10 protein-coding genes and 2 tRNA genes are annotated in these 13,414 nt (G+C 57.6%); 5 read left to right on the forward strand and 7 right to left on the reverse strand.

Annotated elements, in window-relative coordinates:
• Nucleotides 1–10 precede the first annotated feature (10 nt).
• From amiB to nnr, 3 genes are read right to left on the reverse strand one after another with little or no spacing between them, the layout of a single operon-like run.
• A complete protein-coding gene (amiB, locus tag GRPL_RS22995) occupies nt 11–1,351 on the reverse strand; it encodes an N-acetylmuramoyl-L-alanine amidase AmiB (protein WP_032698337.1) in 1,341 nt (446 codons plus the stop codon).
• 11 nt (nt 1,352–1,362) lie between these two features.
• Nucleotides 1,363–1,821 (reverse strand): tRNA (adenosine(37)-N6)-threonylcarbamoyltransferase complex ATPase subunit type 1 TsaE, encoded by a 459-nt coding sequence (tsaE, locus tag GRPL_RS22990; protein WP_032689837.1) that lies wholly within the window; start codon nt 1,819–1,821, stop codon nt 1,363–1,365.
• Nucleotides 1,790–3,325, reverse strand: a complete 1,536-nt coding sequence (nnr, locus tag GRPL_RS22985; protein WP_162180054.1) for a bifunctional ADP-dependent NAD(P)H-hydrate dehydratase/NAD(P)H-hydrate epimerase — start codon at nt 3,323–3,325, stop codon at nt 1,790–1,792. Before nnr ends, tsaE begins: the two co-directional genes overlap by 32 nt.
• A 13-nt stretch (nt 3,326–3,338) precedes the next feature.
• Here nnr and queG point away from each other — a divergent pair, with 13 nt between their 5' ends.
• Complete coding sequence (gene queG / locus GRPL_RS22980; protein WP_032697146.1) at nt 3,339–4,478, forward strand: tRNA epoxyqueuosine(34) reductase QueG; 1,140 nt, start codon at nt 3,339–3,341, stop codon at nt 4,476–4,478.
• Between the two features lie 271 nt (nt 4,479–4,749).
• Here the strand turns inward: queG and GRPL_RS22975 are convergent.
• Nucleotides 4,750–4,825, reverse strand: a tRNA-Gly gene (locus tag GRPL_RS22975).
• A 23-nt stretch (nt 4,826–4,848) separates the two neighbouring features.
• A tRNA-Gly gene (locus tag GRPL_RS22970) sits at nt 4,849–4,924 on the reverse strand.
• A 286-nt stretch (nt 4,925–5,210) separates the two neighbouring features.
• On the opposite strand from GRPL_RS22970, the gene GRPL_RS22965 reads away from it, so the two are divergent.
• Nucleotides 5,211–5,945: a transporter substrate-binding domain-containing protein gene (locus tag GRPL_RS22965; RefSeq protein WP_032698340.1), complete on the forward strand. Its 735-nt coding sequence runs from the start codon at nt 5,211–5,213 to the stop codon at nt 5,943–5,945.
• Nucleotides 5,946–5,983: 38 nt separating this feature from the next.
• Here the strand turns inward: GRPL_RS22965 and orn are convergent, their stop codons facing one another.
• The gene (orn, locus tag GRPL_RS22960) at nt 5,984–6,529 is read right to left on the reverse strand and encodes an oligoribonuclease (RefSeq protein ID WP_004857009.1); all 546 of its coding nucleotides are present in this window, start codon (nt 6,527–6,529) and stop codon (nt 5,984–5,986) included.
• A gap of 160 nt (nt 6,530–6,689) precedes the next feature.
• Between orn and rsgA the strand changes: the two genes are divergently transcribed.
• From rsgA to mscM, 3 genes are all read left to right on the forward strand, one after another.
• Nucleotides 6,690–7,751 carry a small ribosomal subunit biogenesis GTPase RsgA gene (gene rsgA, locus GRPL_RS22955; RefSeq protein WP_032697143.1) on the forward strand — a complete coding sequence of 354 codons (1,062 nt, stop codon included), beginning with the start codon at nt 6,690–6,692 and terminating at the stop codon, nt 7,749–7,751.
• Nucleotides 7,752–7,845: 94 nt separating this feature from the next.
• A complete protein-coding gene (gene asd / locus GRPL_RS22950; protein ID WP_032689844.1) occupies nt 7,846–8,772 on the forward strand; it encodes an archaetidylserine decarboxylase in 927 nt (308 codons plus the stop codon).
• A gap of 24 nt (nt 8,773–8,796) precedes the next feature.
• Nucleotides 8,797–12,123 carry a miniconductance mechanosensitive channel MscM gene (gene mscM, locus GRPL_RS22945; protein ID WP_032689845.1) on the forward strand — a complete coding sequence of 1,109 codons (3,327 nt, stop codon included), beginning with the start codon at nt 8,797–8,799 and terminating at the stop codon, nt 12,121–12,123.
• 84 nt (nt 12,124–12,207) lie between these two features.
• Here mscM and epmA read toward each other — a convergent pair whose 3' ends face one another.
• Nucleotides 12,208–13,185: an elongation factor P--(R)-beta-lysine ligase gene (epmA, locus tag GRPL_RS22940; protein WP_032689847.1), complete on the reverse strand. Its 978-nt coding sequence runs from the start codon at nt 13,183–13,185 to the stop codon at nt 12,208–12,210.
• Nucleotides 13,186–13,414 lie beyond the last annotated feature (229 nt).

A 13,414-nucleotide genomic window follows, 5' to 3' on the forward strand; every position in this document is an offset into this window, starting at 1 on the left:
GACTGACTCCTTAATTGATCAACGTCCTGCCAGGCGAAGTGGCGCTGGCGGTTTGGGCGGTCTCTCCGCGCGGTGCCGACTGAAGCGGATGTTGCATAAAGTAGTTACGCAGGCCGTTATAAATGGCTTCGGCAATCTGCTGCTGATAATTGTCGCTGCCTAACAGGCGCTCTTCTCCGGTGTTGCTGATAAAGCCGGTTTCCACCAGGATCGACGGAATATCCGGCGAGCGCAATACGCCAAGGCTGGCATGCTCAGGGCGGCGTTTGTGCAGATCGCCCACCCGCTGCAGCTGGCTCAATACGTTTGTCGCCACATCATAGCCAACGCGCTGTGAATGACCGAACTGTAAATCCAGAACCGCCTGGCTCAGGTAAGGGTCCGACTGGCTGTTCGCCAGCACATCGCCCGCGCCGCCCAGCAGTTCAGACTGCTTCTCATGCTGCTCGAGCCAGCCCGCCATCTCACTGTTCGCACGACGGTTGGACAGCACCCATACCGACGCGCCGGTGGCATCGCGATTCGGTGCCGCATCGGCGTGAATGGACACCAGGAAGTTAGCATTCTGCTTACGCGCCACGTCCGAACGCCCCATCACCGAAATAAAGTAATCCCCATCGCGGGTCAACACTGGCTTGAATAGCGGATCGGCATTTAACAGCGCGCGCAGTTTGCGAGCGATGGCAATCGTGACATTCTTCTCTTTGGTGCCGTTCGGTCCAATCGCGCCAGGATCCTGTCCACCGTGACCGGCATCAATGGCGATAATCACCTTATCATCCGACGCCACCGCACGGCTTACCGGGCGCGTCACGCTCTGGCTGCTGGTCATCGCCGTTTGTCGTTCGCTACCGGACGATTTGAACGGATTCCGTGCGGGCTCAGCCGGGCGTACAGGCTGCACGACAGGGGCTTCTACCCGTTTGGCTACCACCGGCGGCGGTGGTGGAGGCGGCGGAGGCGGAGCATCGGCGTTAATGGTGAAAACCACGGTGTAGTTTGAGCCATTTTGCTGCTTCACCGCGCGCGTTTTACCATCTTCCGTCAGATCCACCAGCAGTCGCAGAGTCTGGGTATCCTGCGGCGTTCCCGCCCGAATGCTTTTCACCAGATTGTTGCCGCTGAACAGCAGCGGTAGCCCCTGAAGCGCGCCGCTCTGCTTAATATCCAGCGCCACGGTACGCTTGCCCTGTGGAGTGAACGAATATTCGGGATCGCCGATAAAGCTAATCGTAATACGGGCCTGCTGATCTCCATTTGCAACCTGGATATCGGATAAACTTGCCGCAGTGGCCTGAATGCTAAACAGCATCAGCGTCGCGGCCAGCCAACTGGTTATGCGATAGATCATCCCGTTATCCTTCAGGCTAAACGCGTCAATATAGACTCACCCAATGCAGAGACCGCCGTAACGCGCGCCTCACGCCCTTGTGCCTGATATGCAAGATGGATTTCGACATCCGGCTCAGGCAATACACCCGCACCTTGTTGAGGCCACTCCACCAGGCAGATGGCATCGTTAGCAAAATAATCACGGATCCCCATAAACTCGAGCTCTTCAGGGTCCGCCAGACGATACAGGTCAAAGTGGTATACCATCAGATGATCGAGCGTATAGGGCTCCACCAGCGTATAGGTCGGGCTTTTGACATTCCCGCGATGGCCGAGCGCGTGTAAAAAGCCGCGGCTGAAGGTCGTTTTCCCCGCCCCTAAATCGCCATACAGATAGATGACAGTCGCGCCAGTACAGGCCTGCGCAATACGGTCACCAAGGTCTAAAGTTGCCTGCTCATCGGCTAAAGGAATCACTCGGTTCATCATGGTTCAGGTCAATCACATCCGGGTTAACAACACGCCTGAGCGTGGAAAAGAGATCGGTCGCCAGCATCCCGCGGCTGCCATAGCGGGCAGCCAGTCGGTCAGCGGCTTCGCCATGCGCCACGCAGCCGGCGCAGGCAGCATCATACGGCGTCAGCCGTTGTCCTGACAGTGCGGCGATAATACCGGTCAGCACATCGCCCATTCCGCCGCTGGCCATCCCGGCATTGCCGGCATCGATAATGCCCATCTCGCCTGCTTCGCTGGCCACCACCGTGCCCGCGCCTTTCAGCACGACCACGCCTCCGTAACGTTTTACCAGACGTTGCGCAGAAAGTAAGCGATCGCTTTCAATTTCTGCCACGTTACAGTTCAGCAGACGGGCGGCTTCACCGGGGTGCGGCGTCAGCACACGATTGTGACGTTTATCGGGATTGATTGCCAGCAGGTTCAACGCATCCGCATCCCATACCATCGGCTTGCGGCAATCCCACACCTGACGCAGCGCCTGAGCTCCCCATTCGTTTTGTCCAAGGCCGGGGCCAATCGCCACCACATCGGCCCACTGCAGGCTGTCATCAACACTCTGCGTCGTCAGCTCGTGGACCATTAATTCAGGCCTGGCGGCGACGATAGGGGCAATGTTTTCTTTGTGAGTGAGCACTCGCACCAAACCCGCCCCCGCCCGTAACGCCGCTTCACCGGCCATGCGGATAGCGCCAGCGGTACCGCGATCGCCACCGATAATCACCAGCTTACCGTGATCGCCTTTATGCGATGTCGGACGTCTTGGAGGGAGCCAGTCGGCCAGCTGTGACGCATCGAAACGCCGCAGCGGCACCGTCTGCGCAGCCAACCAACTTTCGAGTCCCAGCGCGTGGTAGTACAGGCGGCCAACCACATCCCGGGCTTTGCCCGTCAGCAGCCCGGGCTTGAGGCCAATAAACGTGATCGTGCAGGCCGCATCTATCACCGCCCCAGGGGTGCTCCCGGTTTGCGCATTGAGTCCCGAGGGAATATCCAGCGCCACAACCGGCGCAGGATGCGCATTCGCACGCTGGATTAAGGTCGCGATGTTCTCCCGCGGAGCGCTATGCAGCCCGGTGCCAAGAAGCCCGTCGATAATGAGAGAAATATCCTGTGGCCAGGGGATATCTGCGGCGTGAATGGTTCCACCGGCGTTCAACCACGCATCACGCGCGGCGCTGGCTTCTTCCGGCAGCGCTTTCTCGCTCTCGAGTGCCAGCAGCGTGACGGCGATGCCGTCGGCCTGCGCCAGGCGCGCCACCACGTAGCCATCACCACCGTTATTGCCATGACCGCAGAGGATCAGCCAGTGCTTGCTGGCAGGGTAGTCGGCTCGCGCCCGCTGAAAAGCCGCTTCCCCGGCCCGTATCATCAGCTCAAACAGCGTCAGGCCCAGACTGTCCGCCGCCGCTTTTTCCGCGCGCCGCAGCGCATCTGCAGGCCAGATGAAGTGTGGTATACTCACAGGGTTTTTCGTCATCGTATGGTCCATCATGTCTCAGCCCCTCGATCTCAATAAGTTAGCGCAGCAAATCAAGCAATGGGGCACTGAACTGGGGTTCCAGCAGGTCGGGATTACCGATACCGATCTCAGCGCCAGCGAACCTAAACTGCAGGCATGGCTGGATAAACAATACCACGGCGAGATGGAATGGATGGCGCGTCACGGAATGATGCGCGCCCGTCCCCATGAGCTTCAGCCCGGTACGTTACGCGTGATCAGCGTGCGGATGAACTATCTTCCCGCCAACGCCGCTTTTGCCCGCACCCTGAAAGATCCCACGCTGGGTTACGTCAGCCGTTATGCCCTTGGGCGTGATTATCATAAACTGTTGCGTAACCGCCTGAAAAAACTCGGAGAGATGATTCAGGAACAGTGTGCTTCGCTCAATTTTAGACCGTTTGTCGATTCTGCGCCCATTCTGGAGCGCCCTTTGGCGGAAAAAGCCGGACTTGGCTGGACCGGCAAGCACTCGCTGATTCTCAACCGCGATGCCGGATCGTTCTTTTTCCTCGGCGAACTGCTCGTTGATATTCCGCTCCCCATCGACAGTCCGGTGACGGAAGAGTGCGGCCGTTGCGTGGCCTGCATGACTATCTGCCCCACCGGCGCGATCGTCGAACCCTATACCGTGGATGCCCGCCGCTGTATCTCCTATCTGACCATTGAGCTGGAAGGCGCCATTCCCGAGGAGTTTCGCCCGCTGATCGGCAACCGCATTTACGGCTGCGATGACTGCCAGTTGATTTGCCCGTGGAACCGCTTCTCGCAGTTAACGGACGAAGCGGATTTCAGCCCGCGTAAAGCGCTGCATGCGCCGCCGCTGGTAGAGCTGTTTGCGTGGAGCGAAGCCCATTTTCTCAAGGTGACGGAGGGTTCTGCCATTCGCCGCATCGGTCATCTGCGCTGGCTACGGAATATTGCCGTTGCATTGGGCAATGCGCCCTGGGATGAGGCGCATCTGACGGCGCTGGAAAGTCGCCGAGGTGAGCACCCACTACTCGATGAACACATTGAGTGGGCGGTGGCGCAGCAAATCGACAAGCGCAATGCCAACGTGGTTGAAGTGCAGTTGCCGAAGAAACAGCGTCTGGTCCGGGTGATTGAGAAAGGGTTGCCGAGGGATGCCTGATTCATTCACAGGCTGTGAATAAAAACAAAAATACATTGCGTTTCAACACGCAGACGTTCGTCAAGTGATCGAATTAACACTTTGAAATGAAATTTATTTGTTAAATATCAAATAGATAGATTGATATCATTCAACAAGTGAAGTTTTTCAACGTCAGGCGGAAAGAGTTTAACCTGTGGATAACTCTGTTTACAGTATTTTTCTTACGACAGCGGAAAGCATCCCCGGTGCGATTTTGCACTGTGGATAAACTGGAGATGAGAAGAAATTTTGGAGCGGGAAACGAGACTCGAACTCGCGACCCCGACCTTGGCAAGGTCGTGCTCTACCAACTGAGCTATTCCCGCTTGGGTATGGTGCTTTCAAATTTTGGAGCGGGAAACGAGACTCGAACTCGCGACCCCGACCTTGGCAAGGTCGTGCTCTACCAACTGAGCTATTCCCGCATACTTCTTGCCATATTTCTACGGCGCCGTGATGTGCATTTCTGCTTCGTCACGGGAGGCGCATTATACGAGAATTCGATTTACCTGCAACCCCCCTGCGAACACTTTTTTGCGTTTTTTGTCTGAATGGACATTTTATCGCCAGACACGCCGCCAAATTGTACAAATAAGCATCGGACAAGGCAAAATAACTTTTTCCAGCCGTGCTAAAGGCGCAAAATCGCTCAGATTTCCGGGTCGCGATACCCGCTAACGGTCAACAACCATGACAAACAGGGAAATTCAGATGACAAGAGCGCTTTCCGTCCTGCTGCTGACCACGCTGCTTGCTGCAGGGACAGCATCTGCGACGACGCTGCATTTCGGCACCACGACGGCCAATCCGCCCTTTGAAACCGTGAATGCGAAAAACCAGCCCTCAGGGTTTGATATCGATCTGGCCAAAGCGCTGTGTAAACAGATGCAGGCCGAATGCAAATTTACCCCGCAGGACTTCAATACGCTGATTCCCGCGCTGCGCTTTAAAAAATTCGATGCCATCATTGCCGGCATTGAAGTCATCCCCATGCGCGAAAAGCAGGTCGCCTTTACCCAGCCCTATCGTCAGACGCTCTCCGGCGTGGTCGTGACGGAAAAAGGGGCCGCCCACCGCTTCGCCGATCTGAAGGGCAAGAATCTAGGCGTCGTTAAAGGCACCGTCCATCAGCACTATCTGCACGATAAACAAAAAGGGGTCGACGTCATCGAGTATGACAATGAGGCCAGTGCACTGGCCGCGCTGAAAGAGGGGAGCGTGAATGCGGTAATGGGTGACCAGACCACCCTCGACCCGTGGCTGCAGGAGAATCCTGACTACGCCATGATGGATGAACGAGCGACCGACCCGAAATATTACGGCAAGCAATATGCCATTGCGCTACGTAAAGACGATCCGGAGCTGCTCAATGCCATGAATGCTGCGCTGGAGGTGGTTAAGGCGTCGCCTGACTTCCAGGCGATGGAACAGAAGTGGTTTAAATAAGAGAGCAACGCCGGGGCCATCTGACCCCGGCGCTGGCATTACAGCTTGATAAAGTTTTCGCGATAGTAAGCCAGTTCCGCTACCGACTCGCGGATATCATCCATCGCCTGATGGGTGCCCTGCTTTTTAAAACCATCAAGGATTTCCGGCTTCCAGCGGCGCGCCAGCTCTTTCAGCGTGCTGACGTCGAGGTAGCGGTAGTGGAAATAAGCTTCCAGCTCAGGCATATATTTGAACAGGAAGCGGCGATCTTGACCAATGCTGTTGCCGCAGATAGGCGATTTGCCCGCCGGCACCCACTGTTTAAGAAATTCGAGGGTCGCCAGTTCCGCTTCGCGATCGCCCAGGGTGCTGGCCTTAACGCGTTCGACCAGCCCGCTCCCGGTATGCGTGCGCACGTTCCACTCATCCATCAGCGCCAGCTGCGCGTCGGACTGGTGAACCGCAATCGTCGGCCCTTCCGCCAGAATATTCAGGTGCGCATCGGTCACCAGAGTGGCGATTTCAATAATGCGATCGCGCTCAGGATCCAGCCCGGTCATTTCGAGATCGATCCAAATCAGGTTGTTTTCATCTGCACTCATGCTATTTTCCACCCATAATTTTACAATTCTGGCCCGTAAAACTTCAGGATGCAGGCAAAGCAACGTACCAGCATCTTGCAAGATGACGGGTCGATATTCATCTTAGATAGCGTGTATCATAGAGGTTTTGCCCACTTAGGGCGACCAGGAGCCAGTCCGATTGAGTAAAAATAAACTCTCCAAAGGCCAACAGCGCCGCGTGAAGGCCAACCACCAGCGCCGCCTGAAAACGACTTCGGAGAAGGCCGATTACGATGACAACCTGTTTGGTGAAACCTCCGAAGGGATCGTCATCAGCCGCTTTGGCATGCATGCCGATGTCGAATCCGCCGACGGTAGCGTTCACCGCTGCAATATTCGCCGCACAATCCGTTCGCTGGTGACCGGCGATCGCGTCGTCTGGAGACCAGGTAAAGATGCCGCCGACGGCGTCAATGTGAAGGGGATTGTGGAGGCGGTACACGACCGAACCTCCGTCCTGACCCGTCCGGACTTTTACGATGGCGTCAAACCCATCGCCGCCAATATCGATCAAATCGTCATTGTTTCCGCGATCCTGCCCGAGCTGTCCCTGAACATTATCGACCGCTATCTGGTCGCCTGCGAGACGCTGGACGTTGAACCGCTGATTGTGCTCAATAAGACCGATCTGCTGGATGCCGACGGCATGGCCTTCGTTAACGAGCAGATGGATATCTACCGCGGCATCGGCTATCGCGTGCTGATGGTTTCCAGTCGTACTCAGGATGGCCTCAAGCCGCTTGAGGAAGCGCTCACAGACCGCATCAGTATCTTTGCCGGGCAGTCCGGGGTAGGTAAATCCAGCCTGCTGAATGCGCTGCTGGGTCTGCATGAAGATCAGATCCTGACCAATGACGTCTCTGACAACTCAGGACTTGGCCAGCACACCACCACCGCCGCGCGCCTCTATCACTTCCCGCACGGCGGCGATGTCATTGACTCCCCCGGCGTTCGCGAATTCGGCCTGTGGCACCTGGAGGCGGAACAAATTACCCACGGCTTTGTCGAATTCCATGATTATTTAGGCCGTTGTAAATATCGCGACTGCAAGCACGATACCGATCCGGGCTGCGCCATTCGTGAAGCGGTAGAAAATGGCCACATCGCCGGGAGCCGTTTTGAAAACTATCACCGCATTCTGGAAAGCATGACTCAGGTACAGGTAAAAACGCGTAAAAGCTTTTCATCATCCGATGACTGACATTTAAGCTGAGCATCGTTAGAATCGTCCCCTTTTTTCAGGACCCCGCACGTTGACGGGGTCAGGAACGACAAATCATGGCCTGGAGGCTACCTTGTTAAACGATCTTAAACTTTCACTGCAATACATTCTGCCTAAACTGTGGCTCACCCGCCTCGCAGGCTGGGGTGCGAGCAAACGAGCGGGTTGGCTGACAAAGCTGGTCATCGATCTGTTCGTGAAATGCTACAAGGTCGATATGAAAGAGGCGCAAAAGCCTGATACCGCCAGCTACCGCACCTTTAACGATTTCTTCGTGCGCCCGCTGCGCGAAGACGCCCGTCCGCTGAACACCGATCCTAACGTGCTGGTCATGCCTGCCGATGGCGTCATCAGCCAGCTGGGCGCCATCGAAGATGACAAAATTTTGCAGGCCAAAGGCCACAACTACACCCTGGAAGCGCTGCTGGCAGGGAACTACCAGATGGCCGATCTGTTCCGCAACGGCACCTTCGCCACCACCTACCTGTCGCCGCGTGACTATCACCGCGTCCACATGCCGTGCAACGGTATCCTGCGTGAAATGATCTACGTCCCGGGGGATCTGTTCTCCGTTAACCACCTGACCGCACAGAACGTTCCGAATCTGTTTGCCCGTAACGAGCGCGTTATCTGCCTGTTTGATACTGAATTTGGCCCGATGGCGCAAATTCTGGTGGGAGCGACGATTGTTGGCAGCATTGAAACCGTGTGGTCCGGTACCGTGACCCCGCCGCGTGAAGGCGTTATCAAACGCTGGACCTGGCCGGCGGGCGACAGCGAAGGTTCCGTCGCGCTGCTGAAAGGCCAGGAGATGGGCCGCTTTAAGCTCGGTTCGACGGTAATCAACCTGTTTGCCCCGGGCAAAGTGAAGCTGGTTGAACAGCTGAAAAGCCTCTCCGCCACCCAACTCGGCCAGCCGCTGGCAACTGCCGTAGAGACCATGTCCGCGACCGCAGATGGCGTCAGCCCACTGAGCGACGCGACGCAAGACGAAGGTTAATTCCTGACAAAAAAGGGTTATGCCGTGCGCCTGATATATATTTTCCTGCTGGCCTGGAGCCTCAGTCTGGGGGCGTACGCAGCGACAGCCCCCGATGCGAAACAGATCGCTCAGGAACTGGAACAGGCGAAGGCGGCAAAACCCGCTCAGCCTGGTACCGTTGAAGCCTTACAATCTGCACTGAACGCGCTCGAGGAACGCAGCGCCTCACTTGAGCGCGCGCGCCAGTACCAGCAGGTTATCGATAATTTCCCCAAACTTTTCCAGACGCTGCGTTCGCAGATCGGCAATCTGCCCGATGAGCCGCGCCAGGTCTCAACCAATCTCTCCACGGATGCGCTGAACCAGGAAATCCTGCAGGTCAGCAGTCAGCTGCTCGAAGCCAGCCGCCAGGCCCAGCAGGAGCAGGAACGCGCCCGCGATATCGCCGATTCGCTTAACCAGCTTCCGCAGCAGCAGAGCGACGCGCGTCGCCAGCTCAATGAAGTTGAGCGCCGCGTCGGCACGCAAACCAGCAATACGCCGCTGGCACAGGCGCAGAATCTTGGTCTGCAGGCGGAATCTGCGCGCCTGAAAGCGCTGGTGAACGAACTGGATCTGGCACAGCTCTCGGCGAACAATCGTCAGGAGCTGTCGCGGATGCGCGGCGATCTGGCGCAGAAGCAGGGCAAGCTGCTCGACGGCTATCTGCAGGCGCTGCGCAATCAGCTCAATAGCCAGCGTCAACGTGAAGCGGAAAAAGCGCTGGAAAGCACCGAGCTGCTGGCAGAGAACAGTGAAAACCTGCCGCCGGAGCTCGTGGCCCAGTTTAAAGTCAACCGTGAGCTGTCACAGGCGCTGAACCAGCAGGCCCAGCGTATGGATCTGGTGGCCTCGCAGCAGCGTCAGGCGGCCAACCAGACGCTGCAGGTGCGCCAGGCGCTGAATACCCTGCGCGAACAGTCGCAGTGGCTGGGCTCCTCCAACCTGCTGGGCGAAGCCCTGCGCGCCCAGGTAGCTCGTCTGCCTGAAACGCCGAAGCCGCAGCAGCTGGATACCGAGATGGCGCAGCTCCGGGTGCAGCGTCTGCATTATGAGGATCTGCTCGGCAGCCAGCCGCAGCTGCGTCTGATTCGCCAGGCGGACGGCGAGCCGCTCACCAGTGAACAAAGCCGCATTCTGGAAGCGCAGCTGCGCACGCAAACCGAGTTGCTCAATTCGCTGCTCCAGGGCGGCGATACGCTGATACTGGAGCTGACCAAGCTGAAGGTCTCCAACGGTCAGCTGGAAGATGCGCTGAAAGAGATCAACGAAGCAACGCACCGCTATCTGTTCTGGACGTCGGACGTCAGCCCAATCGGTTTTTCGTGGCCGCTGGAAATCGTCCACGACCTGCGCCGCCTGGTCTCTCTCGATACCGTCAGCCAGCTTGGCAAAGCCAGCGCCATGATGTTAACCAGCAAGGAGACGCTGCTGCCGCTGTTTGGCGCGCTGATCCTGGTCGGCTTCAGCATCAGTTCGCGCCGCCACTTTACCCGCTTCCTCGAACGCTCCAGCGCCCGCGTCGGCAAAGTCACGCAGGATCATTTCTGGCTCACGCTGCGTACGGTGTTCTGGTCGATTCTGGTGGCCTCTCCCCTCCCCGTGCTGTGGATGACGCTGGGCTACGGCCTGCAATCGGCATGGCCCTATCCGCTGGCGGTGGCGATCGGCGAAAGCGTCACCGCCACGGTGCCGCTGCTGTGGGTGGTGATGATTTGCGCCACCTTTGCGCGTCCGAACGGCCTGTTTATCGCGCACTTCGGCTGGCCGCGCAGTCGCGTCAGCAAAGCCATGCGCTACTACCTGATGAGCATCGGCCTGATCGTGCCGCTGATTATCGCGCTGATCATGTTTGATAATCTTAACGACCGGGAGTTTTCCGCTTCGCTCGGCCGCCTCTGCTTCCTGCTGATTTGCGGGGCGCTGGCGCTGGTCACCCTGAGTCTGAAGCATGCCGGGATCCCGCTTTATCTCGATAAAGCCGGGAACGGCGATAACATGGTTAACCGCATGCTGTGGAACCTGCTGCTCGGCGCGCCGTTAATCGCCATGCTGGCGGCGGCGATCGGTTATCTGGCCACCGCCCAGGCGCTGCTGGCAAGGCTGGAAACCTCCGTTGCTATCTGGTTCCTGCTTCTGGTGGTCTACCACATCATTCGCCGCTGGATGCTGATTCAGCGCCGCCGGCTGGCCTTCGATCGCGCGAAACATCGACGGGCGGAAATTCTCGCTCAGCGTGCTCGCGGGGAAGATGACGTCGCCCATTCCAGCAGCCCTGAGGGTTCCGCGGAGAACGAAGTGAGTGAAATCGATCTCGATGCGATCAGTACGCAGTCCCTGCGTCTGGTCCGTTCGCTGCTGATGTTGATCGCGCTGGTCTCGGTGATCGTTCTGTGGTCAGAAATTCACTCCGCCTTCGGCTTCCTCGAAAATATCTCGTTGTGGGATGTCACCTCGACGGTGCAGGGCGTTGAAAGTCTGGAGCCGATTACCCTCGGCGCCGTGCTGATTGCCATTCTGGTGCTGATTATCACCACCCAGCTGGTGCGAAACTTACCGGCGCTGCTGGAGCTGGCGATTCTGCAACACCTCGATCTCACCCCGGGGACCGGGTATGCCATCACCACCATCACCAAATATCTGCTGATGCTGATTGGCGGCCTGATGGGCTTCTCGATGATTGGGATTGAATGGGCCAAGCTGCAGTGGCTGGTCGCCGCCCTCGGCGTAGGGCTGGGCTTTGGTCTCCAGGAGATCTTCGCCAACTTTATCTCCGGCCTGATCATCCTGTTTGAAAAACCGATACGTATTGGCGATACGGTCACGATCCGCGATCTGACCGGCAGCGTCACCCGCATCAATACCCGCGCCACCACCATCAGCGACTGGGACCGTAAAGAGATTATCGTGCCTAACAAGGCCTTCATCACCGAGCAGTTTATCAACTGGTCGCTCTCTGACTCGGTCACCCGCGTGGTGTTAACCATCCCGGCGCCAGCGGATGCCAACACCGAAGAGGTCACGCAGATCCTGATCGCCGCCGCCCACCGCTGCTCGCTGGTGATCGATACGCCGGCGCCGGAAGCGTTCCTCGTCGACCTGCAGCAGGGGATTCAGATTTTCGAGCTGCGTATCTACGCCGCCGAGATGGGGCATCGTATGCCGCTGCGTCACGAGCTCCACCAGCTGATTCTGGCCGGCTATCGTGAACACGGTATCGATATGCCGTTCCCGCCGTTCCAGATGCGTCTGGAAAGTATTGATGGCAGAAAAAGCAGCCGGGCGCTGACGTCAGCCGGGAAATCCAGCCGCACGGCGGGGAGCCTGTAACACCCATCGCGCCTAGACGGCGCGATATCCGTTAGCCTGTCCCGCGCTTCCCTTAGCCCGTTCGGTAAGGGAAGCGGCTGGGCATCAGGCGCGATCGACGGTAAAGGCAATCACTTCGCTGATGCTTTCGGCGCCCAGCGCCAGCATCACCACGCGATCGACCCCCAGCGCCACGCCGGAACAGTCCGGCAGTCCGGCGGCCAGCGCATCAAGCAGATTCCGATCGATAGGCTGCTGCGGCAGACCGCGGGCCGCACGTTTGCGGTTATCCTGCTCGAAACGCTGCTGCTGTTCACGCGCGTCGGTCAGTTCGTGGAAACCATTCGCCAGCTCAATGCCTTTGTAATAGACCTCAAAGCGCTCCGCCACGCGGTGATCTTCGGTGCTGATTTGCGCCAGAGACGCCTGACTGGCCGGGAAGTGATAGACAAAGGTCGGGCGATCTTTACCAATATGCGGCTCGACGCCCATGGTAAACAGCAGCTGCAGCAAGGTATCCCGGTCTTCTTCCGTATCGGCAATATTGCTCAGATCGAGCTTCGCCGCCGCTTCACGCAGCTGCGTCTTATCGGCCGACAGCGGATCAAGCTCAAGATGACGCAGGAACGCCTGCTGATAAGAGAGGCTTTCCGCCGGCTGGCACTCCAGCACCTGCTGAAGCAAGTCATCGACTTCGTTAATCAGCCGATACATGTCATAGCACGGACGATACCACTCCAGCATGGTGAATTCCGGATTGTGGTGACGCCCCATCTCTTCATTGCGGAAGCTACGACACAGCTGGAACACCGGGCCACAGCCCGCGGCCAGCAGGCGCTTCATATGGTATTCCGGGCTGGTCATCAGATAGAGATCCATCCCCTGCGAATAGCCAGGGCCGACGAAACGGGTCTGGAACGGAAACATGTGAATATCCGTCACCGTTGCCTGACTCATGCAAGGCGTCTCCACCTCCAGCACGCCGCGATCGCTAAAGAAACGGCGAATTTCCGCCATTATCGCCGCGCGTTTCAACAGGTTTGGAATGGACGCGCTCGGCTGCCAGGTTGCCGTCTCGCTCATGTTACTTTCTCCGATTTCATACAAGGGCACGAAGTCTACTCGTAACCGTCGGGTGAAACAAATTTTGTGCGAACCGGCCCTCCGGTGACCTACGGAAAAGGTACTGCCGAAGAGAATTCATCACCAGAGCTGATAAACCGGCGCACATATTGACAAAAAAATCGAACACATCAATTTTCCCCATCAACCCTACGGCTATACTCCTTTACCTATAAAGGAGCAGTGATAC

The sequence above is a fragment of the Klebsiella planticola ATCC 33531 genome (assembly GCF_000735435.1).
Classification (GTDB): Bacteria; Pseudomonadota; Gammaproteobacteria; order Enterobacterales; family Enterobacteriaceae; genus Klebsiella; species Klebsiella planticola.